This is a genomic window from Brucella rhizosphaerae (assembly GCF_002252475.1).
In the GTDB taxonomy this organism is placed as follows: Bacteria; Pseudomonadota; Alphaproteobacteria; order Rhizobiales; family Rhizobiaceae; genus Brucella; species Brucella rhizosphaerae.
In genome coordinates, this window is the sequence record NZ_NNRK01000011.1 from 116,351 (window position 1) to 141,751 (window position 25,401).

A 25,401-nucleotide genomic window follows, 5' to 3' on the forward strand; every position below is an offset into this window, starting at 1 on the left:
CGGCCCTCAAACAGCAAACAATACGGCACCACCACTTAAGCCAGCACCCGCTGCCGTCATCAATAAATGTTGACCGGGTTGGAATGGTCGCTGCTGATGTTGGACAGATAGCGACAGTGGAATGGTGGCTGCCGACGAGTTGCCATAATGGGAAATTGTGCTGACCGTTTGCCTCTCCGCCAATCTCAGGTTTTGGCGAACTGCGTCGCAAAGGCGGACATTGGCCTGATGGGGAACGAAGTAATCGATATTTGAGGCGGTGATACTCGCCTCGTTCATGACTTGATCCGCTGTGCGTGTCATCAGATCAACGGCGCGGGAGAACACTTCGCGTCCATCGGGCATTGTCATCAAAAACTGATCCATTGGTGTATTGGGATTGAAAGGACAATTGCTACCGCCCGAGGGTATGGTGATCAGGCTATAGCCGCTGCCGTCTGCGACCATAGCCGCTGCTTTAAGGCCACGGCTTGGGCTTTTACTTGGGGCCAGAACAACTGCGCCAGCTCCGTCTGCAAATAGAACTGCACTCGCCCGTTCCGCCGGATTGATCCGACGGCTCAGAATATTGGCAGCAACAACAAGCACCGGCCGTCCATGCGCCCGCACAAAACCATCGGCGAGCGTTAGAGCATAGAGAAAGCCAGCGCAGGCACCAGCAAGATCGATAGCACCGGAATTTTTTAAGTTGAGCTTATGCGCAAGAAGCGGTGCGGAGGGCGGCAAGAGATGGTCTGGCGTAGACGTGGCAAGCAAGGTCATCGCGATTTCATCGGGTGAAATCCCTGCATTATCGAGCGCCATCTGCCCAGCCTCGGCTGCAAGCCCACTTAATGTATCGCCGTCAACGGCCCAATGGCGCGACTTTATGCCGGTGCGTCTTTCAATCCAGCCGCTTTCAAGCCCGAGTTGGATTTCAATTTCTGCATTCATGACAACGCGGGCCGGAACTGCATGACCAAATCCGGCAAGCCGGGAAGAGAGCACGGCCATCATGCTGTTTCCTTGAGAACAATCGACGCAACTTCGTCAATGGCATCATAGGTGGCCGCAATATCGTCTGCGCTCGAGCAGTATGGCGGCATAATGTAGAGGACATTTCCAAGCGGGCGCAAAAGCAGATTGCGGTCGCGAAACAGTGCGCGCAAACGTGGTCCGACATCCGCCAGATAACCACCGGACGGTGTCACAAGGTCAAGAGCGGTGATCGTGCCGCATTGCCTCACATTGGCAAATCTTCTGTCGCCTTTAAAGCGCTGCACATGATGAGCATGTTGCGATACAAGTTCGGCGATGCGCTCCTCAACAGGCTCGTCGCGCCAGATTTGCAGATTGGCAACCGCCGCCGCACAAGCAATTGCATTGGCCGTATAGGAGCTTGAATGAAAAAAGGTTTTGCTACGGTCGCGTGATAAATGTGCCTCAAAAATCTCTGTCGTGCAAAGCGTTGCCGCAAGTGGCAAGGTTCCTCCGGTCAGGCCTTTCGAGGTACAAAGAATATCCGGGGTTAAGCCAGCCTGATCGCAGGCAAAACGCGTTCCTGTACGGCCCCAGCCGGTCATAACTTCATCGGCAATAAACAGACAGTCATAGCGACTGGCTATTTCTTTCAAGGCGCGGAGTGTGGTCGTACCATAAAATTTCATACCGCCAGCGCCAAGAACCAGTGGTTCAATCAGAATTGCAGCAATTTTTCCTGACCGGCAAATAGTCTCAAATGCATCGATTGTTTCCTGCTCTTTTCCAGCTTGGGGAAATGGAAGACGATCTACACCAAACAGTATAGTTTCGAAGGGGGCATTGAAGACGCCGCGCTCGCCCGCAGACATGGTGCCTATCGTGTCTCCATGATAGGCATGTTCCATCACTACAATGCGGTCACGAGCGATGCCGCGATTGTAAAAACTGCCAAGCGCCATCTTGATTGCCACTTCGACGGCTGTCGATCCACTGTCTGAGTAAAAGACGTGGCTTAAGCCTTTTGGCGCAAAATCCAACAGGCCTTTGGCGAGGATTTCTGCTGGTTCATGGGTGAATTCGGCAAAAATAATCTGGTCGTAGGTTTCCGTCGCCTCGCGGATTGCATCCATGATGACGGGGTGGCGATGGCCGTGCGTCGTGACCCACCATGAGGAAATTGCATCGAAGATACGTGTACCATCTTCATCAAAGAGGTAAGCGCCGTCGGTCGCAACGATGCGTTTCATCGATGGTGTCAGAGCATGCTGCGTAAATGGGTGCCAGACAGGTGAGCCGCTCATGCACATGTTTCCATCAAGGACACTAAGTCGAAATTTTCATCGAATGCATGGCTGAGGCTGTCCTTCGTCAGTTTTTCCAGGAGGGGTAACCGACCAAGCACCTTTACTTGTCCAATGGCGGAGATGGTTGTTTGTGTGTCGAAATTTTCTGCGCCGATGAAAGCAACACCACGAATGGGAACATCGCGGCTGCGCAGTGCTTCGATTGACAGGAGTGTGTGATTGATGGTTCCGAGCGCTGTGCGGGCGCAGAGAATGACAGGAATGCGCCAGCGAGCGAAGACATCTGCGAATACTGTTGTGTTCGTGAGTGGTACTAAAAGCCCGCCAGCACCTTCGATGATCAACGGTCCTACACCGGCTGGCGGCTCAAGGCGGAACGGGTCGATCTCCACGCCTTCGAGACGCGCTGAAAGATGCGGCGAGGCCGGTTCTTTTAACCGATAAGCTTCTGGCAATATATGGTCGACCGGAACTCCGCTCAGACGCGCAACGATTTCACTGTCTGTTTCTTCGTTCAGCCCTGATTGCACGGGTTTCCAGTAATGGGCGTTGAGTGCGCCTGTCAGGGCTGCGGAAAATACCGTCTTCCCAATACCGGTATCGGTGCCGCAGATCACAAAACGGTTAGTCATTTTTCGAATTCTTTCATGGTTGCGGCGAGGCAGTCCAACATGCGGGCAATCTGCTGTTGATCGACATTAAGCGTGATGGAGAGACGCAGGCGCGCCGTGCCCTCTGCCACTGTTGGTGGACGAATGGCGCGAATATCGAAACCCTGTTCCTGAAGCGTTTGGGCGATCTGTACAGCGCGTGCATTGCTCCCGATGATAATGGGCTGTATCTGCGATCCGCTCGGCGTCATGCCGAACTGCTGCGTCATCTCTTTGCCAGCAAAAGAGATGAGATCTTTGAGAGCCTCACGACGCTCCGGTTCATCGCTGACGATACGCAAAGCCTCGCGTGTACCAGCGGCCATGAGCGGTGAGGGTGCTGTGGAGTAAATGAAGGGACGTGCACGATTGATGAGATATTCAGCAAGCACTTTTGACATGGCAATCAGTGCGCCCGATACACCCAGCGCCTTTCCACAGGTATGCAATACCAGAACGTTGTCGTGGCCTTCCAAACCGGCAGCAAGTCCGCGACCATCCGCACCGAAGATACCGGTTGCATGGGCCTCATCAATCACCAGAAAACCTTCGTGGCGATGGGTAATCTCTATGAGGTCTGCAAGTGGTGCCCGGTCTCCATCCATGGAATAAAGGCTTTCAACGGCAATCCATGGGCGTCCTTTGCCGCCGTTGTTGCGCCAGTTCCGAATTGCCTCATCGAAGCCCGCTGCATCATTGTGGTGGACGCTGACGGACGCGGCCTTACTCATGGCAATGCCTTCGTGCACGCTCGTATGGATGAGCGCATCGTGGAGGATCAGATCTTCTCGTCGTGGTAAGGTGGAGAAGAGTGCGACATTAGCCATATAGCCGCTGCCAAAATAAAGGGCGCGCTCTGCACCAAAGAATGCGGCAGCTTCCAACTCCAGTGCTTCATGTTCGGGATGATTGCCCCGCAGCAGGCGGGAGCCTCCGGCACCAACAGGCACACCGCGTTCCATGGCGGATATAAGTGCTGCTTTCAGACGCGGCGCATCAGCCAATGCAAGAAAGTCGTTCGAGGTGAAGTCGATGCCCCGTTGCGGAGCAAGACAGCGTAGCCGCGTTTTGCGGTTCAGACCCTCAAGCGTAGCGGCATAATCCGCAAGCATCATCATTGCCCGACTGCCGGTTCGAGTGGCATGGGCGAAATGCCCAGGCGTTGGAAAAGAGCTGCGTCGTGGCCCTCGCCAGGGTTATCTGCAGTCAGCAGGGTATCGCCGATGAAGATGGAATTAGCACCGGCGAAGAAGCACAATGCCTGCATCTCGTCACTCATTTCTGTGCGCCCTGCAGACAGGCGCAAATGTGATGTCGGCATAAGGATGCGCGCCAAAGCGATTGTGCGAACAAAATCGATTGGATCAACCGGTGTGGCATTGGCGAGTTTTGAACCGGGAATGGGGATCAACTGGTTGATCGGCACGCTTTCCGGTGCCACGGGCAGGTTTGCCAGGGTCAAAAGCATCGAGATACGGTCATCAACTGTCTCGCCCATGCCCAAAATCCCGCCCGCGCACACTTTGATGCCTGCCATACGTACGGTTTCAAGTGTGTTGAGCCGATCTTCAAAACTGCGGGTGGTGATGATTTCGGAATAGAAGCGCTCGGACGTGTCGATGTTATGATTGTAATAATCCAAGCCGGCTTCAGCGAATTCACTTGCCTGTGTTTCCGTCAACATGCCCAACGTCATACAGGTTTCCATGCCAAGAGCTTTTACGCCTTCAACCATGGCGACAAGCGTTTCCATGTCCCGGTCTTTTGGGCTACGCCACGCTGCCCCCATGCAGTAGCGCGTTGCGCCTGCTTCCCTGGCTTTGCGTGCCTCGCCGAGAACCTTCTCGACTTCCATCAGCTTCGAGGCTTTCAGTCCGGTCGGATAACGGGCAGATTGGCTGCAATAACCACAATCCTCCGCACAACCACCTGTCTTGATCGATAGTAAGCGGCTCATCTGCACAGCATTGGGATCGAAATGCGCGCGGTGGACACTTTGGGCACGAAAGAGCAGATCGTTAAACGGAAAATTATAGATAATTACGGCTTCATCAAAGGTGAAGAAGGTCTGTTCTGCCATAGCGTCCGGCAGATATCGCGATTTTTTCTGAACGTTAGGCACGGTAAGTGTCCTTAAATCAATAATTATAGATAGAATCTATTATTATTGATAATTAAATGAAGTCCAATTGTCTATCCCCACATTGCATGGGAACGTGGCGGGGATGAACCATGGACGACGCAAGTCCATGCCGAACCGTTGAGGTCAGGTTAACTCATTGTTTTTGCACATATTTCTAAATCAAATCGAGTTTTCTTTTTGGCTTCACTGTTCCGGATATGGCTCAGCATGTCGATTTCGAGAGCACTTTGATGGTCGAAATTTTATGAAGCACGATTGGCCAGACCCGCGAACTCTTGACAGAAAGGGTACGGTCGAAGATTGTAACTGGACTAGTGGATGAACCAGTGGATCAGTGAGGCCCGGTTTGAGCGTTGTTCACGATCTTTTACTCGATAAAGGTGCAGGGCTCGGGCGCGACCTTGAGCGGCGCACAATCAGAGATGTAATCGCTGATAAGATAGGTGCTCTGATTGCTTCTGGTTTGCTGAGTGTCGGCGATGAACTGCCGGGAGAAAGAGAGCTGGCAACTGCACTTTCTGTCAATCGACAGACTGTTCGCGGGGCAATCCAAATTCTGGCTGCGCGCGGTGTGCTGGAGGTGGCGCAAGGTGCCAGAACGCGGGTGGCGAGCATTGATCTTACCGGTTTGTCCATCGGTATAACCTCGCGTCTCAATGTGGATCTATATGATGTGCATGCGGTTCATGCCGCGCGTTTGCTTGTTGAGCAGCAAATTGTCGGAGATGCGGCTGAACGAATTTCAGATGATACGCTTGAAGTTTTGCGTCGTTCTCTCGATGCCCAGACGAGCTGCATGTATGATCCGGTCCGGTTTCTTATTTGTGACCGGGAGTTTCATGTGACAATTTATAGGGAATGCGGAAATCCACTTCTCGCTGATATCGTGACTGACCTTTACACTTACATGATGGAGCATCGCCGCCGCGCCGTTGCACAACCGGGCGCTGTAAACGGAAGCTTTGCCGATCATCAGATGATCTTGAGTGCACTGGAAAAGCGTGATCGCATTGCAGCGATGGCAGCTTTTGCCGCGCATGAAGAACGAATTTATGTGTCCACCAAAAAGTCTCTGGCTGCTCAGAACCAACTGAAAGTCAGCAACGATTAAAGCGCATCCTGCAGTACCGACAACTGCAAATGATATGTGTGTAATGAAATGAATAGGGGCAAATTCTATGCATGTCTTGATTATTGGCGCGGCAGGAATGGTCGGGCGCAAGCTCGCCGAAGTTATAAGCCGGGATGGAGGTATTGGTGGAACAGATATCAAAGCTTTGACGTTGGTGGATGTAGTCACTCCTTCAGCGCCTGACGGATATATGGGCAATGTTCAAACAATTGCTGCCGACATTTCCGACCCCGCTGTCGCAACGACCCTGATGGCTGATCGACCAGACATTATATTTCATCTGGCCGCTATCGTATCAGGTGAAGCCGAGCTCGATTTTGACAAAGGCTACGCAATCAATCTCGATGGTACACGGTATCTGTTCGAAGCCATTCGTCAGCAAGGGGAACTTTCTCCCTATAAGCCACGCGTGGTTTTCACATCATCGATTGCAGTCTTCGGAGCGCCCTTTCCAGAAAAAATCGATGACGAATTCTTTTTGACACCACGTACGAGCTATGGAACTCAAAAGGCGATTGGTGAGCTGCTGCTTGCAGATTACTCCCGCAAAGGTTTCCTGGACGGTATTGGTATACGGTTACCCACTGTTTGCATTCGCCCCGGAAAACCAAATAAAGCCGCATCCGGCTTCTTCTCCAATATTTTACGTGAACCTCTCATCGGAAAAGAAGCGATCCTCCCAGTCGATGAAACCGTGAGACACTGGCATGTCAGCCCGCGTCGGGCAGTTGGCTTTCTCCTGCATGCTGCAACGATTGATCTTGCACGGCTTGGTCATCGCTGTGTTTTGAATATGCCGGGCCTTTCAGCAACGGTTGGTCAACAGATTGAAGCTCTGCGAAGAGTTGCTGGCGATAAAGCGGTGGCGCTTATCCGCAAAGAACACGATCCGCTTATTGCCGGGATCGTTGATGGATGGGCTCAAGATTTTGATGCAAGCCGTGCGACCCAGTTGGGTTTTGTCGCGGATGCATCATTCGATGAAATCATCAAACTTCATATCGAAGATGAACTGAATCAAGGGTGACATGACGTGATGTCGGATAAGACAGTAACTGTAATCGGTCTTGGCTCCATGGGGTGGGGTGCAGCCACGTCCCTCCTGCGTGCCGGCTTTTATGTTAAAGGCGTTGATGTGCGCCGTGAGGTTACACAACGCTTTGCCACCGAGGGCGGTGAGGGTTACTCAACTGCAGCCGAGGCCGGGCCAAGCGATATAGTATTCGTCTTCGTCGTTAATTCCGATCAGGCGAAGGATGTCCTCTTTGGTCCACAAGGCGCGTTGGTAAATGCTGTGCAAGGCACAGTCTTTCTTTTGTGCGTGACCATGGCGCCGAGTGTGACAGTCGAAATCGCTGCGCGCCTCGAAGCGGCCGGCATGCTTGCAATCGACGCGCCCGTTTCAGGGGGGCAGCAGAAAGCCTTGTCGGGCGAAATGACGGTGATGGGGTCCGGTCCAACAGCGGCCTTTGACATTGCCTCATCTTCTTTGGATGCAGTTGCTGCCAAGGTATTTCGTCTCGGCGAAGAGCCTGGATTGGGCTCCAAGGTCAAGATGATCAACCAGTTATTGGCAGGCGTTCACATCGCTGCGGCGGCAGAAGCACTTACCCTCGCCGCGAAAGTCGGGTTGGACCTTGAGACGGTATTCGATGTTATTCGCGTGTCGGCTGGCTCTTCGTGGATGTTTGAAAATCGCGGACCGCATATTGTGGAAGGGGATTACACACCACGTTCGGCGGTTAATATATTTGTCAAGGATCTGGGTATTGTAACGTCTGAAGCTTTGGAGGCCGGAGGATCAACGCCACTAAGCCAAACAGCGTTGTCCTTGTTTAGTCAGGCCGCCGAAGCTGGGTTTGGACCACAGGATGATGCAGCTGTAGCAAAGGTTCTCGCCGTAAGAAGCGACGTTATCTTGCCAGGGATGACGGAGTAGAGCATGAGCATTGTTTTAGGCGCAATTGCTGACGACTTTACGGGAGCAACTGATCTGGCAGGCTTGCTGGCGCGAAGCGGCTATCCTGTCTCTTTGCGCCTTGGATTGCCGATGGCAACAGAGGCCAGAGACAATGCGGCAGCGTTCGAAATTATCGCTCTGAAATGCCGTACAATACCCAAAAATCTGGCTGTTGATCAGGTGCGATCTGCTTATGCCTGGCTTAGTGCTCGCGGTGCGAAGCGTCTTTACTGGAAATATTGCTCGACATTCGACAGCACAGAGGAGGGCAATATAGGTCCAGTCGCAGAAGCGTTGATGGCTGAAATGGGAGTGTCGCAGACGATCTATTGCCCGGCATTTCCAGAAAATGGTCGTAATGTTTTTATGGGACATCTTTTTGTTGGCGAAGCGCTACTCAACGAAAGCGCTATGAAGGACCATCCTTTGACACCGATGCGAGACTCCAGTCTCGTACGACTATTGACACCACAGGTGAGTGGAAAAGTGGGCCTTATCAATCGGCTCACTGTCGCGCGTGGAGTAGAAGTACTCCGTACGAGGTTAATGGAACTGGCGGCCGAAGGTATTGAGCACGTTATCGTTGACGCTGTTGCAAACGATGATCTATCAATCATTGCTGAAGCGACACTGGATATGCCGCTAATCAGTGGAGGCAGCGCTCTCGCTATGCCGTTGCCGGCACTTCTTGCCCACTCTGGCATTATCGACAAAAGCAGTGAAACTTCACCTGAACCTCAAATCAGGAATGGGCAGATTGTGCTTTCAGGCAGCTGTTCAGCCATGACCCTTAAACAGGTCGAGCATTACCGTGATAGGGTTGCAAGCTATCGTCTGGACCCAGCCGTTCTGGCTGAGAGCGGTATAGCGGATGCGCTTAAGTGGCTGCAGGAATATCCGGTTGAGATGCCAAAACTGATTTATGCAAGTGCTGATCCCGCTTCTGTTCAAGCGGCACAATCAAAGCTTGGTGCGGAACGCGCAGGGCAGATTGTTGAACAAGCCCTAGCGGATCTTGCTAGTGCTTCATTCAAACTTGGAATACGTAGATTTGTTGTCGCGGGGGGCGAAACATCAGGTGCCGTAGCGCAGGCCCTCGGGATCACGAAGCTCAGGGTGGGAAAGGAAATTGCGCCCGGCGTTCCCTGGACCTACGCCAACATTAGTGGTGAGACCGTTGCGCTGGCCCTCAAGTCTGGCAATTTTGGAACTGCAACGTTCTTCTCTGATGCGCTTCAGATGCTGGAGGTAGCATGAGCGAAGAAGCAAGGCTGCGGGAAGATATCTGCCGTTTGGCAAAATCGATGTTTGACCGAGGTTTGACAGGTGGATCGTCGGGTAACATTTCGGCTCGCCTTTCCAATGGGCGCTTACTGGTGACGCCCACAGGCAGCTCGTTCGGTGGGCTCGACCCACATAAGTTGTCGCTCTTTGACGAGGCGGGGACGCTCGTTGGCGGCGACCGTCCTACAAAAGAGATGCCGCTTCACGCGGCATTTTATGAAACCCGTGGGGCAAAGGCCGGGGCAGTTGTGCATCTGCATTCCTGCCATTCGGTTGCCCTTTCTATGCTGCCGGATATTGATCCCGATAACATGCTGCCGCCTTTGACCGCATACTCGATCATGAAGCTCGGTAAGGTAAAACTTCTGCCGTATTTTATGCCAGGAGATCCGGCAACTGGTGACGCAATACGTGGGCTGGCTGGAAAGCGAAGTGCCGTTATGCTGGCCAATCATGGGCCTGTTGTTGCATCGAAAGACCTTGAAGCAGCAGTTTACGCTATCGAGGAACTGGAAGAGACGGCCAAGCTGGCATTATTGACCAATGGCTTGAAACCCAAGCTCTTAACCGATGCGCAGATCGGCCAGATCGTGGAAAAATTTGATGTGGAGTGGGATTAGGATGGCTAAGTTTTCAGCCAATTTGGGTTTCTTGTGGCAGGAGCTGGCTCTCCCTGATGCTATTCGTGCAGCCAAAAAGGCAGGCTTTGACGCAGTGGAATGCCATTGGCCATATGCGTTTGAAATCAAAGATATAGATGCTGCTCTTTGCGAGACCGGCTTGCAAATGCTGGGCCTCAATACCAGTCGTGGCAACGTCGAAGCTGGCGATAACGGCCTTAGTGCAGTTCCGGGCCGTGAAAGCGAAGCCCGTGCTGCGGTTGATCAGGCGATCGACTATGCCAAAGCCCTCAACGTCCCCAATATACATGTGATGGCAGGGCGCAGTGAAGGAACAGAAGCCCATCGCGCTTTTTTGAGTAATCTCACCTATGCCTGCGAGCAGGCCGCCGCTCACGATATCAATATTCTGATTGAGCCTCTGAATAATCGAGATGCACCGGGATATTTTCTTCAGACGTCTGCGCAAGGCTTATCGATCATCAAAGGGCTTGGTTATGATAATCTGAAGCTGATGTTTGATTGCTATCATATCCAGATCATGGAGGGTGATATCAGCAGCCGACTTGAGGCGTTGATGCCGCACATTGGTCACGTGCAGATAGCTTCAGTTCCGGATCGTGCGGAGCCTGACCATGGTGAATTAGACTACAGGCACATTGTCAATTGGCTTGATCAGCTTGGCTATCAACAAGCCATAGGAGCCGAGTACCGCCCCACAACGTCTACCGTTGATGGGCTTAAATGGCTGCAACTTTTTGAACGAGCAATCACATAAACTGAACACATGAGCGAGGAGGAATGATGACTATGAGTGACGGATCAACTGCAGGAAATAAGCCCATCGCACTTGTAACAGGTGGGGGAACAGGCGTTGGCCGCGCGATTGCAAAGGCACTAGGCTCTGCAGGCTATCAGGTCGTCATATCAGGCAGACGCAGCGAGGTTCTCGATCAGGCTGTTAAGGAGCTTACTAACGATACGGGTGGAAATTTCCATGCTTTGACAGCGGATGTAAGCGACCCCGTGTCAGTGCGCACACTCTTTGAAAATATCGAAAACAAGTTTGGGCGGCTCGATCTTCTGATCAATAATGCGGGAACTTCGGCGCCGGGCGTTCCACTTGAGGAAATTAGTTTTGACGAATGGAGTGCCATTGTGGGCGCTAACCTGACAGGTGCATTTCTCTGCACACAGCAGGCATTTCGTATCATGAAAGTGCAACAGCCGCGCGGTGGTCGTATCATAAATAATGGATCAATTTCTGCCTCGACGCCGCGACCAAACTCTGCACCCTATACTGCAACGAAACATGCTATTACCGGCTTGACGAAATCGACCGCTCTTGATGGACGCAATTTTGATATTGCCTGCGGGCAGATCGATATCGGTAATGCTGCAAGTGATATGACACAGAAAATATCAACCGGTGTCATTCAGGCGAATGGCACGATCGCTGCAGAACCAACCATCGATCCGGCCCATGTTGCCAATGCAGTGGTTTACATGGCGAGCCTGCCTTTGGAAGCCAATGTGTTGACCATGACCGTGATGGCAACCAAAATGCCACTTGTCGGTCGCGGCTGATCCCTCCGTCGAAGCCAAAATTACATAGGCTTACGAAGGAGAAGAATAGCGAAGGTGCAGATGTCGGAAGTGAGGAGCTGACATTTTCGCTCTCTACTCGTTCTTCGTTGATTTTTACGTTTCATCCGTGATAGGCGCCTTGAAGGAGTGATCGGCCTTCATGCCTTTTGATGCATATGAAAAGAGGCTCTCTCGAGCCTCTTTTTGAATCGCTTTTTCAGGCTGTTACTATCGGCCTGCTTGCTGATCGGTCTGGGCTTCCTGAACTGCGAGATCGGCCATTGCAATTGCAGCCTCTCTCGTGCGCGCAGCAGCAATAAAGCGACCATTGTGGCAGAAACTTGCGCCTTCAACGCCGCAGACTGCTTCAAGGTCACCATTGGTCAAGCCGGCCCAGGCCGCTGGAAGGTCTGCCCTCAATTCAAATCCATCATCCGATTTGCGGATTCCAGTCAGGCACCAATCATTATTGCGTGGATGAACGACAAACAGCAAGTGATCTGCGCCAGCTTTGACGATTGCAGATCGGAACGGCATCCCGAGTGGAAGTTCCAGCACACGGCTTTCGCCTGCGGCTTCAATTGCATTTTGCACAATACTCTCTGCACGTAATTTCGCAGCACTGCCTGCAATCTTTGCTTCGACAAAACTGCGCGCTACCATCAAAGCACGTTGAAATGCCTGATCATCAGCATCAGGAGTTGTATCATCAAAGACCGGTTTGAGTGTCTCCAAAAGTGTGGGCAAGGTCAGTCCGGCAAGTGGGCCTGCAATGGAGGGGCTGAGTTCGCCATTGTCCACCAGATCAATTGGGAGCACGAAACTCTCGTCAAAAGACTGATGAATGGCGTCCAGATCTCTTTCAGGAATATTTGAAGCAACGAGATAGTCACGTCCATAATGCTTCCAGATTAGACCAAAAGAACTGAAAGGTTGGCCATCTTCCCGACGGGGTGCGCCGCGTTGGTGATGATCGTAAATACGTGTTTCAGGGTCATAAAGACCGCCCACATCGTAGATTATGCGGTCGTCACCCGGCGTAATCCAATTGCGATCTCTGCTGCGAATGAGCTTGGCATCAGGAAAGAGCTTTGTGAGTATGACGCTGGACATCAACTCATCGGCATGGAAGCCCCCAGAGTGCGTGACAATAAATTCTGGCTTCATACCGGAGGTACCTTATCAGCATTAGAATGAAATTCGGGAACCAGTGCTGATACTCTTTAGAACGCTTGAGCTCAAGCTTTCTCAATCATATTGCCCGCAGTGACGAATAATTTTCCTGCTTGAGAGTGATGTAGGCAGATAATTAGTGAAAAAAATGTTCCGAAAGTGACATTGGTTTAGATGAATCATCGGTGTTAAATTTCTGTCATTAAACTATGCTAGCAAGCCTAAAAATGTTTTATTGAATCTCACTATACAGTATAATAAGCGAATCATCACAGTAAAATTAGTATCTATTTCTCAACAAGACAGTTTTATGAATTATTGTTGATGATAGGAATAAATAATTTCATGAAAAATACATAATATATTTATTGATTAAGTCATTTTATATTCTATAAGCCCTCGCGTCACACCTCGCTTATGGAGTCATTTTATGAGGGTTAAGAATTTTCTCTGCGCTTCGGCTGCAGTATTCTCGTTCGCGTCAGTTGCGCAGGCCGCTGATGCGATCGTTGCACCAGAGCCGGAAGCCGTTGAATACGTCCGCGTATGCGATGCTTATGGCGCTGGCTATTTCTACATTCCAGGCACGGAAACCTGCCTGCGCATTCACGGCTATCTTCGTTATGACGTTAAAGGGGGCGATAACGTCTACGCGAAGCGTCTTTCGCAGTTGGAACGTGATACTTATGACATGAAGACTCGCTTTGAGCTTCGTTTCTCCACGGCATCTGAGACTGACATGGGGACGCTTAAGACCTATGCCGACGTTCGTTATGATTGGAATAACGGTGAAAACGGCGCAAGTGGCCAGCTTCGTTATGCCTATATCGAACTCGGTGGCCTTCGTGTCGGCCTTGACGAATCGAAGTTCGTAACCTTCACAGGCTACCTCGGCGATGTTATCAACGACGATGTGATCCTTGCTGGTGGATATCGCACCAATGCAATCAGCTATAGCTTCAAGGGCGGTAACGGCTTCTCGGCTGTCATTGCTGTTGAACAGGGCGGCAATACCGATTCCGACGTCAACGTCACGATTGATGACTACACACCACATGTTGTTGGCGGCTTAAAATTCGCTCAGTCATGGGGTTCGATTGCCGGTGTTGCAGCGTATGATGCACTCAACGAAGAGTGGGCTGGTAAGGTTCGCGTTGACGTGAACGTAACTGAACAGTTCTCGGTTTGGGTACAGGGCGCATACAAGTCGAACGATGACAACTACACGGTTACACAGCGCTTTGCTGATGGCAGCTGGCGTGGTGTTCGTCGCGTTGACAGCTTCTACGGTACCTGGGGTGGCGATTGGGCCGTTTGGGGCGGTGCCAAGTTTAAGGCAACCAAGCAGGCAACGATCAACGTTCAGGCCGCTTATGAAGATGCCGGTCGTTTCGCAGCCACTGCAAACGTAGCTTACACTCTGGTACCAGGCTTCACTGTAACGCCAGAAATCTCCTACACCAAGTGGTCGGATGATCGTTCGGAACTTAAGGGCGAAAAGGCCTGGCAGGGCATGGTTCGCTTCCAGCGTTCATTCTAATCTGATCGTTCGTTCGGATTTGATGACCTCCAGTCAGATTTGAAACGACAAGGTAGCGGCTTGAAAAAGCCGCTACTTTTTTCTTCAAGAGAACACGGATAAACGGGTTATTCCATTATGGTTATTGAAGAAAATTCCGCAGGCTCTCCAGTTCAGCGGGGCGGATTTCATGACCACCTGGTGCAATCTTCGCCTCGACATTTGCGCCTTGTGCTAAAAACCAGTCTATCAGGCCCTGTGAGAGCTTCAGTGGCGAAATCGGATCAGACTGGCCCGCAGTAATCAGGACCCGTTTGCCGGATAAAGCTGGCTGAGGCTCGGGTGTCCAGGGAATGAGTGGGTGCATCATTGCTGCCCGATCGAACAAACCCGGCTCTTCAAACAGCATCGAGGCCAAAATGTTAGCGCCATTTGAATAGCCAAGTGCGTAGATTTCGCGTCCGGCATTCTGATTGCGGACGTCTCTGACAAATTCCAGCATCTTCTTGGTGCGTAAGCGAAGATCGTCCATATCATAAACACCTTCACCTGTGCGGCGGAAGAACCGGTTTGCACCAAATTCCGAAACATCGCCACGCGGGGCTACAATGCCCGCATTGGGAAGAATCTGGTCTATAAGGCCAACAAACTGATGTTCGTCGCCGCCCGTACCGTGGAAAGCGATGACAACAGGTGCCCCGGCCGCGCCGTTGCGGCGGAAGCTTTGATAATCGTTTTTGGTCATGTTGTTCCTCCAAGGGAAGGAGCCTCCGGCAAAAGCCAGAGGCAACGATTTATTTTTCAGTAAGAGGTTCGAGATCAGCTTCGATACGATCACGATATGGTTCGTAACGGGTCGGTAATTTCAATGCCTGGCCCAGGTGAGCGGTGTCTTCGTCACGATCAAAACCCGGCTCGTTGGTGGCGACTTCAAACAGCACCCCGCCGGGAGTGCGGAAGTAAATCGCCCAGAAGTAGTCACGGTCGATTACTGGAGTGACCTGATAGCCTGTATCCATCAGTGCCTTGCGGACTTCTAATTGCGCCGCGCGATCCGGCACTGCAAAAGCAATGTGATGCACAGAGCCAGCACCCTGACGTGCGGCGTGTGCCGAAGGCAAAGCTTCAAGATCAATCGTGTCAGCGCCATTGCCATTGGGAATAATAAATCGGCTGATATTGCCTTCCGTTTCTGCCCGTTCATATCCCATGAACTTCAAAAGCTCGGCACTGGCGTCGATATTGTGAAGACGCATACGTGCACCACTAAAGCCGCGGATAGCAACATCTTCGGATATACCAGCACTAATCCATGGTGCGCGCTTGTCGTCAGGCATTTCAACAAGTGCAAAGCCATCGCCATCTGGCCCCTGAAAACGCAGGCGTTTGCTACCAAAGACACTGTCCGATTCAATACTCGTTACGCCTTTTGCGATCAGACGTTCTTTCCAGAATGGCAATGAACCTTTCGGTACAGAAAATTCGGTTTCACCAACTTCACCAACACCGGGGCGTCCGCGGACGATGTTTGGGAATGGAAAGTAGGTCATCACGGAGCCTGGGGTACCAACTTCATCACCGTAATAGAGATGATAGACACTTGGTTCGTCGAAATTGACTGTCTTCTTCACGCGTCGAAGACCAAGTGTATCGGTAAAAAACGTATTGTTCTGACGGGCATCCGCAGCCATCGAGGTGATATGATGGAGGCCTTTGATCTGCTTCAACATGATGTTTGCCTTTCTGCGGCATGACCGCTTTGCAATCTTGTTGAAGCCAATTTAGTGAGGCATATAATTGATAACAATTGCTGTAAACATTGCTAGCATATTGCGATTAACGCAACAATTTTGCGAAATGAGTGCATGTGCTTCCTGCTCAGTCGGCTCTATTTCAAAAAGCTGTGAAACACGAGAAAGACGAGCATATAAACAACACTTTGTTTGACGAAAGCGCTATAGCCGCTCGCAATCATTTTTTGGAGTGTCATTCAGACCGCACATAAAGCAGACCCCGCAATCACGCGACATCGACCCAATTGAAAGTGCCAAGTGGCCTGCCTCCGGTAATCCCACAGAAACAACAATTGAATTTTAAACATGTTGCGGTTTCGGTCCCTGCCATAGGCAGGAAGAAACAAGCAGTCACATGCGATTACACCAAATGGCCAATCTTACCACCCTCGACGATACATCCAACGAAACCCAGCTCTCGACACTTATTGGCATGATTGCCATTCCTCTCTGGAGCGTATCGATAGGGTTTATTCGCAGTGTATCGGAAATTTTCGGACCTGTTGCAGGTGCGGCCATGATCTATACCACAAGCGGCATACTTGGCGCACTCGTTCTCGGTCTTCCAAGATTCCGCGAGCTGAAAAGACCCGGTATCTGGTATAGTGGCCTTCTTTTTGTTGCTTATGAGATATCGCTCGCACTGGCGATAGGACTTGCTCATAACAGGGATCAGGCACTGGAACTGGGCATGATAAATTATCTCTGGCCCAGCGTTACAATTCTGTTTGCGGTTCTGACAAGACAACAGCGCGGTTCCTGGCTGCTCGCGGTTGCGTTGGGTTTCTGCCTGTTGGGTATCGGCTGGGTTATGAAAGGTGACAACGAATTATCGCTGCATTTCATTCTCCAGAACATTCAGGATAACCCGCTTGCTTATATTTATGCTTTTGCAGCAGCATTGCTTTGGGGGCTTTATTCCGTAGTTACCCGCCATTTTGATAGCGGCAAAAGTGCTGTACCGTTCTATTTTCTGGCAACAGCAGCTGTGCTGTGGATCAAATATACAATTAGCGATGGCCCTGCACTCGTACTTCATTGGAACGGTTTGGGACAAATTGTAATTTTTTCTGCTATGTCTGCGGCTGCTTATGCCTGTTGGAACCGAGGTGTATGTCGTGGAAACATTTCACTTCTTGCGACGGCATCATATTTCACACCCGTTCTTGCAGCAATTCTGACATGCTTATGGCTTGGAATTCGACCGAGTATCGGATTTTTCTTCGGTGTTTCTATGATTACCGCAGGCTCTCTTTTGTGCTGGTGGGCTACGCGCCGGCAAGCGCTCTGAAGACAGAGATTATCCAATATTGGTTCTATACTCGCGGTGCGTTTGCCCTGTCGTTGACGGATGGAACGCCCGAAAAGCGAGCGTCTTCCAGATTTATAGAGCCAATGTCCACAGCATGTTTTTCTACTCCAGATAGCAAATATCCCCAAAAAAGATACATTCTCGATTGACAAGTGCATTTTCTAATGTGATTTCTAAATTAGTCTTAACTATTAAGTGATTTGGGATCGATCAGATCTCACAGAGTATGACGGTAATCGGACTGTCTTAAATGGAGATAATCGCATCGGGGTGCGGCGATCCTCAATAGTATTATGCGTGGCGTTTCTTCTGAGTAATTGTCAATCAGGCTACTTAACTTGGGGAAAGTATGGCGTCGAAAAATACTTCTTTTTCGCAAAACTTGAACGCAGTGAAAATTCGGGAAAAATTTTTTACGGGAGTGATTTACGTGCTTGCGCTATCTTCGGCCAGCATTGTAAATATTTCGGCTGCATCAGCAGACGCAACGGTTACGCCCAGCGCGCTCTGTACCCGACCGGGATTCGGTGGAGCCGGTTCTTGGACCTGTACTGTTCCCACGGTGAATGGTGGACAGGCTGTCATCGGCGGAGTTCCTTCAGACAGTAGCGGATCTTCAATTGATTTGGCAGTCCTGAACGCCTGGATCAGCTCCAATCTCGGCAAGGATGCTGTGATTATGGGTGATATGAGCACGAGCGCTTCCGGGGAAGCGTCAGTAGCTCTCGGCACGGGAGCAAAAGCCGACAATGCGAACAGCGTGGCGCTCGGTGCAGGCGCCATTACACAACAGGCTATCGGCACGGCAAGCACTACAATTGCCGGACAAACCTACTCCTTTGCAGGTTCATCACCAGTCGGTACCATATCCGTTGGCTCTGCGAACAATGAACGCACAATCACCAACGTTGCTGCAGGGCGCATCTCCGAGACATCAACCGATGCCGTCAATGGTTCTCAGCTCTACGCAACCAACAAAGCAGTGGACACCCTTGACAACGTAGCGGTCAAATATGACCAGAATGATGATGGTACCAAGTCTAATTCAATCACGTTACAGGGTGGCGACCCTAACAAGCCCGTGGTTATTTCGAATGTGTCGGCAGGCATCAAGGATACGGATGCGGTAAATCTCGGGCAGCTGAATGCTGTGTTGGCGGGCACTAACGCTGAATCTTACAGCTATATCGACAATCGTATCACTAATGCCTTTGAAGGCGCTAAAAACTACACGGACCAACGGTTTTCTGAACTGAGCACAACGATCGATGGTGTGCGTGACGATGCTCATCGAGCCGCGGCGATAGGGCTTGCGGCCGCATCTTTGCGTTACGATGACAACCCCGGAAAACTCAGTGTTGCTGTCGGTGGCGGTTTCTGGCGTGGGCAAAGTGCATTGGCATTTGGTGCAGGTTATACGAATGAGGACAGCACTATCCGTGCAAATGTCTCAGGAACCACATCTGGCGGCAAAATGGGCGTTGGTGGTGGACTGAGTTTCACGCTAAACTAATGCGCAATTTGTTCTTCACAACAACTATCTTGGGTTTCATTGCGTTCTCTCTGTTCGGCAGCTTCACCGCTGCCGGGCAGGGCACCACGAGCCGCTACTTTCTAAAGCCCTCCGAAGTCGAGGTGCCTAAAGGAACGGAGTGGGGGCAAATAAAGCGAACGATCCAACCTTTTGAAAACTGGACGCTCATTTGTGACGAGAACCTGAAGTTAAAGGAGAAGACCTGCAACGTCAGTCAGATCGTCCTGGACAGATCAGGTAGTCAGATTTTCAGTTGGTCTCTGGCCGCAACAAAGAGTGGTGAGCCATTCATGCTGCTCCGCGTTCCGTCCACCGTGGACCAAAGGGCACCTATCGCAGTCTCTTTCCCTGGTCGTTCGAAGCCGGTCATGCTCAGTTACAAAGGCTGCGACAACAATGTCTGCCTGGCCATGTTGCCGGTAGGGCCGATTACTCGTGAGCATATCGACAGGGACTCGAATGTCACGATTGCTTTTTCGGGCGTGGAAAAGGGACTCACAGAGATAATCGTGCCTCTTAAGGGACTGAAGATCGCCCTGAACGCAATCAAGTAGTCTGTTCCCTTAGGCACAGAGCATGAAAAGCCACACATGGGTGGTCATTTCCAAGCATTTTACATCGACATTTCTTCGGGCGCTTTAGGGAGTGGCTTGCTCTCGAAGGTTGACAGCAAGCTATCCTGAATGGTCAAAGCAGGGCTTGAGGGTCGTTTCTTTACCTCAAAGCTAAGCGCCACTGGTTTGAGCTTTAGCCAAGACAAACCTGAGCGGCACTGATGTCATCAGAGAGAATCTGAGAACGGGAGAAAAATTGATGCGTTTGAAGGCTATTGCACTGTGCCTTATGGCAGGATTTTGTACTTCGGCTTCTGCACAAGACAGTACACATGTTTTGGAGCAAGCTTTAAAACAGATACCGCAAAAGGCGCTTTCAACGGCTGAAGCGATGCAGATATTCTTTTTAGACGCGCAAGCTTGGCGAGGCCTGGAAAAAGCAGAGCCGACGGTTGACGCCATGCAGAGACTGGCTATGCCGCAACAAATCCGTCCTCTTGAATCGATCGGGTTCGGATTGGAAGTCTGGTCGACAAATGCGCAAGTCTCTTTCAACGAAATCTCCTATTTTGCTGGCTTTGGTCAAGCACCCAGCAATGTATCTTACTGGGGGCTGCAGAACGAAGAAGCCGTGCAATCTTTGATCAAGACGCTAAAAGGCGACGATTTTACTGCTGTGGATGGTGAGGTTGCAGGGCTTATCTCAAACGGTGAAGCCAACAAACTTGATTTTACAAAGGCGGATGCGGGAAATCCATGGCGCGGGGTAACCGGCGCATCGAGCTTTGTTTTGCCACTGGATAGTGGCCTCATTCAAACGTCCTCCCCAAGCGATATGAAGGCATTGTCTCAACCTGAACCGTCAGTTGCGGACAGTGAAATCGTGGTGGCGGCTCTTAACGGGCTGAAGGATGCCGTTCCTTCCGGGAACGGCAAAATCGTGCAGGCGATGATTATATCGCCTATTTTGGGTCTGGACGGCGTTGATCCGGCAAAAATACTACCGTCTTCACCAGATGATATTGAAACCGCAAAGAAGAATTTCGCGGACAACATAGAAGCGAACAGTCGAGGCATTCCTCCGTATTTTGCTGGGTTCATTGCTGATGCCCAAATCGACAATGCTCCTGCTGTAGTCTTTTCACTTTCTTACGCGGATTGTTCAATGGCGGATCAGTCAGTCAAAGGGATCGAAGCTGCGTGGAAGGAGACCGTTGCAGGATCAGTCGAAGGCGAGGTCTCCGGTCGTTCGGTTCAAGCAGGTAAGCTGTGTGCAGCCGTAGTTAGTGTTGTCGCGCCCAAAGCGGAGAGCGCTGCAAATCCAATTCTGATAAACGTAATGCGCCGCTATCTGCAGCGAAACTTCACAGTTTTGCAGATTGGAACGACCCTCTGACCTGAATTTGCGATTTACTATCTCGGCGCAACCACCCACTTTATCCGAAGGGTGGTTGCGTATTGCGAGTTGGAAGGTAAAATCAGGAAAACAGAGGAGGTGACTTGATGGGCAGAAAAGAGAGTTCCAGCGAGGCTGCTTCCGATAAGCCCATTCTCCTCAGCGGAGGCAATCCGCAAATACCAAAAGCGGATGGTGACGAGCCTGTTCAAGCCTATATTGCAGCTATGCCCGGTTGGAAACGCGATGTCGGTCAAAAGCTCGATGCTATTATACAGCGCATAGTGCCCGATGTTTCAAAAAAAGTGCGATGGAACACTCCATTTTATGGGATAGGTGATGGGACATTCTTCACAGCATTTCATTGCATGACGAAATACATCAAAGTGACTTTCTTCAACGGTGTGAGCCTTTCACCAATACCGCCAGAGCCTTCAAAGCAGCCCGTTGTACGGTATTTTCATGTTTATGAACCCGGTGAGTTTGACGAAGCTGAGTTTGCGGATTGGATCAGGCAAGCTAGCCAATTGCCGGGCGAGAAAATCTAGAGCACATCCCGAAAAACGGGAGTCGGTTTTCTGAAAAAAATGTAAGTAAAACAATTAGATATAGCATTTCTAATGCTCCAACTTGATCCAGAAACGCTCTGAGACCTGTTCTGCATTCTTCTGTAGCCTACGGTTTATCGTTCAATTACATTCTGATTTTTCAAATAAGTATTTGTCAGTATCGTTGATCTATATCAATAAATGCTACCAATAAATTGTTATTTCATAAAAGTTGTTTGATGATGATGGCTTCTACTGGCAATGTAAAATCTTAATCTACTTGACATTAATTACAAAATAATTCAGTTGAATGTTAATTTAGGCATTTTAGATTATAATTTGATGATTTATTGCGAGAACATTTACAAATGTACATTTTTATCAATGCCAAGAAATTAAATCTTGCTGCAACGCTTTCGATCCTTAGCGCATCGCTGATCCTATCTGGATGTGGCGGTCGCGCAGCAAATCCGATCTCCGCAACGCATCCAAATGACAGCACTTTTGATTGCGCAGGAATTTCCCGTGAGTTTGCAGCGAATGAACGTAACATAACTGCGACTTTGAGAGAGCGTTCGCAAGCTCAGGGCAAAAACATCATTCTGGGTGCAACGGGAGCTATTCTGTTCTTTCCAGCGCTCTTTTTCATTGATCCAAAGTCTCCTGAAAAAGTCGAAATCGATGCCTTGCGTAACCGCAATAGAGTGCTTGAAGAGATTGCGCGGACAAAAAAATGCTCCGCGCCGATTTCACAGCTGACTGACGTCTACAAGAAACTTGGTCAAAGTGGTCATCAGCAATCTACAAAGACAAGAGACTGAATTTAGCATTAGGGGGAGCGGGTGAATATCCCGCCACCTTGCTCTGTGCGTTCAATTTGGGACGGGCAGCTGCTTCTTTTCGCTTTGGACCGACCAGAGAAAGTTCGGTGCAGTTTTTCTCACTTAGATAATAGTCAGGTAATACGTAGGCAATGTATCTCTATTATGCAGCAATTTGTGCGCCAAGGCAGCGGGACTGGAAATCTTGTTTCGGGCACTGGTTTGCACGTATATTGATACGCAGATGGAGTGTTGTGTCAGTAAACAATCGTTTTACTGTGGCCAAAAATTAGATAAGTAGTGCCGGACTATAAATGGTGGGGGATAAAGTTGCCCTACCACACGGAAGTCACGATTGGCGGCAAAAATGTTGTAAACCACGTTCAACTATAGATTATAGCGCAGATTTTTCAGGATTATCTTTTGACGAAACAGCTTGCCCGCCTGACAGTCCTGACCAGCTTTCTACCTTTGATGGCAGCTTGTGTTGCCGTTGGTCCTGACTATCAAAAGCCGATAGTGATTGCACCGAAAAGCTGGAACAGCCAGGCGAGTACAACGGCGCCGGTGTTGGCCGAGTGGTGGAAGAACCTGAACGATCCGGTGCTCAATCAGCTTATCGCTGAGGGTATTTCGGGAAGCCCCGACGTTGCAACTGCAAAGGCCAAAATTCGCCAGGCCAGAGCCAACTTTGCATCTGCCGGAGGCGCGCTTTATCCTTCTCTTGATGGGTCAGGGAGTTATACACGCTCAGACTCCAGTGCATCGACTGTGTCTAATCAGTCGAGTTTCTCGTTTAAAACACAATGGGAACTCGATCTCTTTGGCGGCAATCGCCGCGGGGTCGAAGCCGCTTATTACAATGTTGAATCTGCGAATGAGCAACTGCGCGCTGCTCTGGTCACTCTGATCGGGGATATCGCTACAAATTACGCACAGCTACGGGGGGTGCAAGCAAGTATTGCCATTGCACAGCGCAATTCTGCTTCGCAGGAACGAACCGTTACTTTAACACGCAATCAGCTCGAAGCTGGTCATATTTCACAAGTCGATCTGTTAAGTGCTCAGACGCAGGCGGCAAGCACGCAGTCACAGGTGCCCGGTCTGCGGATAAATTATGCAAACTATCTGAACAATCTCACTGTGCTTACCGGGCGATCTGCGATTGTGCTTGCCGCAAGTCTCGATAAATCAGGCCCTGTCCCCAATGTGCCACGGAAAGTATCTGCCGGATTGCCTGCTGAGGTTTTGTTCAATCGTCCAGACCTGAGGGCGGCGGAACGTGAATATGCGAGTTCCACTGCTAGTATTGGCCAGAAACAAGCGGCACTCTATCCGAGTATCTCTCTGACCGGAAACATCAGTACTGGTGGATCCAGCCTTGGTGATCTCGCCAAACTCTCGACCATCGGCTGGAGTTTCGGACCGGCTCTTAGCGTGCCCATCTTTAATGGTGGCAAACTGAATGCTGATGTTGATGCCGCTAAAGCTGCTCGCGATCAGTCATTTATTGCTTATCGAAAAGCGATCCTGACTGCATTGAGTGAGGTTGAAAATGCAAGCGTTGCACTCAACCAGAATCGTGTCCGTGCTGCACAGCTACAGAAAATCGTCAGCAACAGTCGTAAAATCAATGAGCTGACACTTGAGCAATTCAAAGCCGGTAACAAGAGCTTCATCGACATTTTGAATGCGCAAAGAGACCTATTGAGTTCAGAAACGAACCTCAGTCAGGTAAGAACCGAGCTTGTGGTGAACTATATCGCTCTGCAGAAAGCGTTGGGTGGTGGCTGGAATGGCCAGCTCGATGTGAGCAAGCCGGAAGTCGTGGATGGTTATACTGGTCCACACATTGTCAAAACATCCGTACCGGCTTCGCCGGCAATCAGCGCGAGGCGACCATGAAACCTAAGTCCAAACGTCGGTTTAGATGGCGCCTTTGGCTGGCCGTTCTTTTCGTTATGCTGATCATTGGCTATCTGGTGGTGCGTCAATCGACAAAAGAAGCTCCATTGCCCGCAACCTCGATTATTCATCGTGGAAATCTGGAAAGCTCAGTTCTCGCTACGGGCGTGCTGAAGCCAAAGAGCCTTGTTGCGATTGGTGCGCAGGCAACTGGCCGAATTCAATCGCTGAAAGTTAGACCGGGACAACGCGTTCAGAAAGACGATGTTGTTGCGCTGATTGATTCAACCACTCAGCAAAATGAATTACAAAAAGCGCAGGCCACGTTGCTCCAGAATGAGGCTACGCGCGATCAAAACATCGCGCAGCTGGAGTTAGCCAAACTGGACTTGGCGCGGTTTCAGATGATGATCGGCAAAAATGCCATCGCGCGTTCAGATTATGACAAGGCCGTCAGCACAGTCAAAGAGAAGCAAGGTCAGTTGGCATATAGCAATGCTGCCATTACCGCATCTCAGGTTGAAGTGAAAATCGCAGAAACCAATCTCGCCTATACCCGGATAACCGCGCCTGCAGATGGAACTGTGCTTGCGACGGTCGTTCAGGAAGGTCAGACAGTTAACGCGGCGCAATCCGCCCCTACCATTGCTATTCTGGGACAGCTCGACACCATGACTGTCGAAGCCGATATTTCTGAAGCGGATATAACTTTGGTTCGAGAGGGGCTGCCACTTTATTTTACAATTTCAGGTCAAAGCACGAAGCGCTACGAAGCAAAACTTGAGACAATCGATCCGGCTCCGGATACGATCGTAAACGATAAAAGCTTCACTGCAAGCAGTGCCTCGTCTGCAGCGGGGACGACTGCATCTGCAGTCTATTACAAAGGCATTTTTAGCGTACCCAATCCCGATGGGTTCCTTAAAACCTACATGACGGCTGAAATTCATATTCTTCTGGCCGAAGAAAAAGATGTTTTATTGTCGCCAGTCTCTGCACTGCGTACTTCTGATGTGCCCAACAAGGCTACTGTGCGACTTGTCAGCAGCAATGGTTCAATTGTCGAAAGAACCGTTGAAACCGGCATCACAGATAAGATCAATACCGAAATTCGTTCAGGCTTGAATGAAGGAGACAGGATAGTTACTGACAACCAGACTGCCGACCCGAACCTTGCATCAGGCTCTGTGAGTGAGGGATTCTGAC

At 50.5% G+C, this 25,401-nt stretch carries 23 protein-coding genes and 1 pseudogene; 16 read left to right on the forward strand and 8 right to left on the reverse strand.

Translation table 11 applies throughout. The annotated features are described in order from the left end of the window. Window positions 1-6: 6 nt before the first annotated feature. The 5 genes from CEV32_RS00850 to bioB are packed head-to-tail and all read right to left on the reverse strand — an operon-like array spanning window position 7 to window position 4,994. A complete protein-coding gene (locus CEV32_RS00850) occupies window positions 7-993 on the reverse strand; it encodes a beta-ketoacyl-ACP synthase III (protein ID WP_094573548.1) in 987 nt (328 codons plus the stop codon). Further along, window positions 993-2,261 carry an adenosylmethionine--8-amino-7-oxononanoate transaminase gene (locus CEV32_RS00855; RefSeq protein WP_094573549.1) on the reverse strand — a complete coding sequence of 423 codons (1,269 nt, stop codon included), beginning with the start codon at window positions 2,259-2,261 and terminating at the stop codon, window positions 993-995. Before CEV32_RS00855 ends, CEV32_RS00850 begins: the two co-directional genes overlap by 1 nt. Continuing rightward, window positions 2,258-2,896: a dethiobiotin synthase gene (bioD, locus tag CEV32_RS00860; protein WP_094573550.1), complete on the reverse strand. Its 639-nt coding sequence runs from the start codon at window positions 2,894-2,896 to the stop codon at window positions 2,258-2,260. Before bioD ends, CEV32_RS00855 begins: the two co-directional genes overlap by 4 nt. Further along, the gene (locus CEV32_RS00865; RefSeq protein ID WP_094573551.1) at window positions 2,893-4,032 is read right to left on the reverse strand and encodes an 8-amino-7-oxononanoate synthase; all 1,140 of its coding nucleotides are present in this window, start codon (window positions 4,030-4,032) and stop codon (window positions 2,893-2,895) included. The genes bioD and CEV32_RS00865 overlap by 4 nt, the downstream gene beginning before the upstream one ends. Beyond that, the gene (gene bioB, locus CEV32_RS00870; RefSeq protein WP_094573552.1) at window positions 4,029-4,994 is read right to left on the reverse strand and encodes a biotin synthase BioB; all 966 of its coding nucleotides are present in this window, start codon (window positions 4,992-4,994) and stop codon (window positions 4,029-4,031) included. Before bioB ends, CEV32_RS00865 begins: the two co-directional genes overlap by 4 nt. Before the next feature lie 409 nt (window positions 4,995-5,403). Here bioB and CEV32_RS00875 point away from each other — a divergent pair, with 409 nt between their 5' ends. The 7 genes from CEV32_RS00875 to CEV32_RS00905 all read left to right on the forward strand — a co-directional run bounded on the left by CEV32_RS00875 (window position 5,404) and on the right by CEV32_RS00905 (window position 11,640). After that, window positions 5,404-6,168 carry a FadR/GntR family transcriptional regulator gene (locus CEV32_RS00875; protein WP_094573553.1) on the forward strand — a complete coding sequence of 255 codons (765 nt, stop codon included), beginning with the start codon at window positions 5,404-5,406 and terminating at the stop codon, window positions 6,166-6,168. 67 nt (window positions 6,169-6,235) lie between these two features. After that, window positions 6,236-7,216, forward strand: coding sequence for a D-erythronate dehydrogenase (gene denD / locus CEV32_RS00880; protein WP_094573554.1), 981 nt, complete (start codon window positions 6,236-6,238; stop codon window positions 7,214-7,216). Between the two features lie 9 nt (window positions 7,217-7,225). Next, window positions 7,226-8,128, forward strand: coding sequence for an L-threonate dehydrogenase (gene ltnD / locus CEV32_RS00885; RefSeq protein WP_094573555.1), 903 nt, complete (start codon window positions 7,226-7,228; stop codon window positions 8,126-8,128). Between the two features lie 3 nt (window positions 8,129-8,131). Further along, window positions 8,132-9,406, forward strand: coding sequence for a 3-oxo-tetronate kinase (gene otnK, locus CEV32_RS00890; protein WP_094573556.1), 1,275 nt, complete (start codon window positions 8,132-8,134; stop codon window positions 9,404-9,406). Beyond that, window positions 9,403-10,053, forward strand: a complete 651-nt coding sequence (otnC, locus tag CEV32_RS00895) for a 3-oxo-tetronate 4-phosphate decarboxylase (RefSeq protein ID WP_094573557.1) — start codon at window positions 9,403-9,405, stop codon at window positions 10,051-10,053. Before otnK ends, otnC begins: the two co-directional genes overlap by 4 nt. A gap of 1 nt (window position 10,054) precedes the next feature. Beyond that, window positions 10,055-10,831, forward strand: a complete 777-nt coding sequence (locus CEV32_RS00900) for a hydroxypyruvate isomerase family protein (RefSeq protein WP_094573558.1) — start codon at window positions 10,055-10,057, stop codon at window positions 10,829-10,831. A gap of 32 nt (window positions 10,832-10,863) precedes the next feature. Next, window positions 10,864-11,640 (forward strand): SDR family oxidoreductase, encoded by a 777-nt coding sequence (locus CEV32_RS00905; protein WP_094573559.1) that lies wholly within the window; start codon window positions 10,864-10,866, stop codon window positions 11,638-11,640. Between the two features lie 228 nt (window positions 11,641-11,868). On the opposite strand, the gene CEV32_RS00910 is transcribed toward CEV32_RS00905, so the two are convergent. Then, window positions 11,869-12,807 carry an MYG1 family protein gene (locus CEV32_RS00910; RefSeq protein ID WP_094573560.1) on the reverse strand — a complete coding sequence of 313 codons (939 nt, stop codon included), beginning with the start codon at window positions 12,805-12,807 and terminating at the stop codon, window positions 11,869-11,871. A gap of 436 nt (window positions 12,808-13,243) precedes the next feature. Between CEV32_RS00910 and CEV32_RS00915 the strand changes: the two genes are divergently transcribed. Beyond that, window positions 13,244-14,353 carry a porin gene (locus CEV32_RS00915; protein WP_094573561.1) on the forward strand — a complete coding sequence of 370 codons (1,110 nt, stop codon included), beginning with the start codon at window positions 13,244-13,246 and terminating at the stop codon, window positions 14,351-14,353. Window positions 14,354-14,474: 121 nt separating this feature from the next. Here the strand turns inward: CEV32_RS00915 and CEV32_RS00920 are convergent, their stop codons facing one another. Both CEV32_RS00920 and CEV32_RS00925 read right to left on the reverse strand, forming a co-directional pair. After that, window positions 14,475-15,077: an alpha/beta hydrolase gene (locus CEV32_RS00920; RefSeq protein WP_094573562.1), complete on the reverse strand. Its 603-nt coding sequence runs from the start codon at window positions 15,075-15,077 to the stop codon at window positions 14,475-14,477. A gap of 49 nt (window positions 15,078-15,126) precedes the next feature. Further along, window positions 15,127-16,062 (reverse strand): VOC family protein, encoded by a 936-nt coding sequence (locus CEV32_RS00925; protein ID WP_094573563.1) that lies wholly within the window; start codon window positions 16,060-16,062, stop codon window positions 15,127-15,129. A gap of 433 nt (window positions 16,063-16,495) precedes the next feature. Here CEV32_RS00925 and yddG point away from each other — a divergent pair, with 433 nt between their 5' ends. The 8 genes and pseudogenes from yddG to CEV32_RS00965 all read left to right on the forward strand — a co-directional run bounded on the left by yddG (window position 16,496) and on the right by CEV32_RS00965 (window position 25,400). After that, complete coding sequence (gene yddG / locus CEV32_RS00930) at window positions 16,496-17,416, forward strand: aromatic amino acid DMT transporter YddG (protein WP_094573564.1); 921 nt, start codon at window positions 16,496-16,498, stop codon at window positions 17,414-17,416. 718 nt (window positions 17,417-18,134) lie between these two features. After that, a pseudogene (locus CEV32_RS00935) lies at window positions 18,135-18,950 on the forward strand (YadA-like family protein); the annotation flags it as partial. After that, the gene (locus CEV32_RS00940; RefSeq protein ID WP_094573566.1) at window positions 18,950-19,525 is read left to right on the forward strand and encodes an invasion associated locus B family protein; all 576 of its coding nucleotides are present in this window, start codon (window positions 18,950-18,952) and stop codon (window positions 19,523-19,525) included. The pseudogene CEV32_RS00935 and the gene CEV32_RS00940, both read left to right, overlap by 1 nt. 259 nt (window positions 19,526-19,784) lie before the next feature. Then, window positions 19,785-20,921, forward strand: a complete 1,137-nt coding sequence (locus CEV32_RS00945) for a hypothetical protein (protein WP_208620771.1) — start codon at window positions 19,785-19,787, stop codon at window positions 20,919-20,921. A 107-nt stretch (window positions 20,922-21,028) separates the two neighbouring features. Next, complete coding sequence (locus tag CEV32_RS00950) at window positions 21,029-21,469, forward strand: DUF1801 domain-containing protein (RefSeq protein WP_094573567.1); 441 nt, start codon at window positions 21,029-21,031, stop codon at window positions 21,467-21,469. A gap of 368 nt (window positions 21,470-21,837) precedes the next feature. Then, window positions 21,838-22,290, forward strand: coding sequence for a hypothetical protein (locus CEV32_RS00955; RefSeq protein WP_094573568.1), 453 nt, complete (start codon window positions 21,838-21,840; stop codon window positions 22,288-22,290). 423 nt (window positions 22,291-22,713) lie between these two features. After that, the gene (locus CEV32_RS00960) at window positions 22,714-24,195 is read left to right on the forward strand and encodes an efflux transporter outer membrane subunit (protein ID WP_235818677.1); all 1,482 of its coding nucleotides are present in this window, start codon (window positions 22,714-22,716) and stop codon (window positions 24,193-24,195) included. After that, a complete protein-coding gene (locus tag CEV32_RS00965; protein WP_094573569.1) occupies window positions 24,192-25,400 on the forward strand; it encodes an efflux RND transporter periplasmic adaptor subunit in 1,209 nt (402 codons plus the stop codon). Before CEV32_RS00960 ends, CEV32_RS00965 begins: the two co-directional genes overlap by 4 nt. The last annotated feature ends 1 nt before the right edge of the window (window position 25,401 follow it).

Coding starts and splice junctions, on each gene's coding strand:
- CEV32_RS00955 (WP_094573568.1), top strand. CDS start 21,838: ATGTACATTTTTATCAATGCCAAGAAATTAAATCTTGCTGCAACGCTT.
- CEV32_RS00910 (WP_094573560.1), bottom strand. CDS start 12,807: ATGAAGCCAGAATTTATTGTCACGCACTCTGGGGGCTTCCATGCCGAT.
- ltnD (WP_094573555.1), top strand. CDS start 7,226: ATGTCGGATAAGACAGTAACTGTAATCGGTCTTGGCTCCATGGGGTGG.
- CEV32_RS00945 (WP_208620771.1), top strand. CDS start 19,785: ATGCGTTTGAAGGCTATTGCACTGTGCCTTATGGCAGGATTTTGTACT.
- CEV32_RS00965 (WP_094573569.1), top strand. CDS start 24,192: ATGAAACCTAAGTCCAAACGTCGGTTTAGATGGCGCCTTTGGCTGGCC.
- CEV32_RS00900 (WP_094573558.1), top strand. CDS start 10,055: ATGGCTAAGTTTTCAGCCAATTTGGGTTTCTTGTGGCAGGAGCTGGCT.
- otnK (WP_094573556.1), top strand. CDS start 8,132: ATGAGCATTGTTTTAGGCGCAATTGCTGACGACTTTACGGGAGCAACT.
- bioD (WP_094573550.1), bottom strand. CDS start 2,896: ATGACTAACCGTTTTGTGATCTGCGGCACCGATACCGGTATTGGGAAG.
- CEV32_RS00925 (WP_094573563.1), bottom strand. CDS start 16,062: ATGTTGAAGCAGATCAAAGGCCTCCATCATATCACCTCGATGGCTGCG.
- CEV32_RS00920 (WP_094573562.1), bottom strand. CDS start 15,077: ATGACCAAAAACGATTATCAAAGCTTCCGCCGCAACGGCGCGGCCGGG.
- CEV32_RS00855 (WP_094573549.1), bottom strand. CDS start 2,261: ATGAGCGGCTCACCTGTCTGGCACCCATTTACGCAGCATGCTCTGACA.
- CEV32_RS00940 (WP_094573566.1), top strand. CDS start 18,950: ATGCGCAATTTGTTCTTCACAACAACTATCTTGGGTTTCATTGCGTTC.
- denD (WP_094573554.1), top strand. CDS start 6,236: ATGCATGTCTTGATTATTGGCGCGGCAGGAATGGTCGGGCGCAAGCTC.
- bioB (WP_094573552.1), bottom strand. CDS start 4,994: ATGGCAGAACAGACCTTCTTCACCTTTGATGAAGCCGTAATTATCTAT.
- CEV32_RS00905 (WP_094573559.1), top strand. CDS start 10,864: ATGAGTGACGGATCAACTGCAGGAAATAAGCCCATCGCACTTGTAACA.
- CEV32_RS00850 (WP_094573548.1), bottom strand. CDS start 993: ATGGCCGTGCTCTCTTCCCGGCTTGCCGGATTTGGTCATGCAGTTCCG.
- CEV32_RS00950 (WP_094573567.1), top strand. CDS start 21,029: ATGGGCAGAAAAGAGAGTTCCAGCGAGGCTGCTTCCGATAAGCCCATT.
- CEV32_RS00915 (WP_094573561.1), top strand. CDS start 13,244: ATGAGGGTTAAGAATTTTCTCTGCGCTTCGGCTGCAGTATTCTCGTTC.
- CEV32_RS00865 (WP_094573551.1), bottom strand. CDS start 4,032: ATGATGATGCTTGCGGATTATGCCGCTACGCTTGAGGGTCTGAACCGC.
- yddG (WP_094573564.1), top strand. CDS start 16,496: ATGGCCAATCTTACCACCCTCGACGATACATCCAACGAAACCCAGCTC.
- otnC (WP_094573557.1), top strand. CDS start 9,403: ATGAGCGAAGAAGCAAGGCTGCGGGAAGATATCTGCCGTTTGGCAAAA.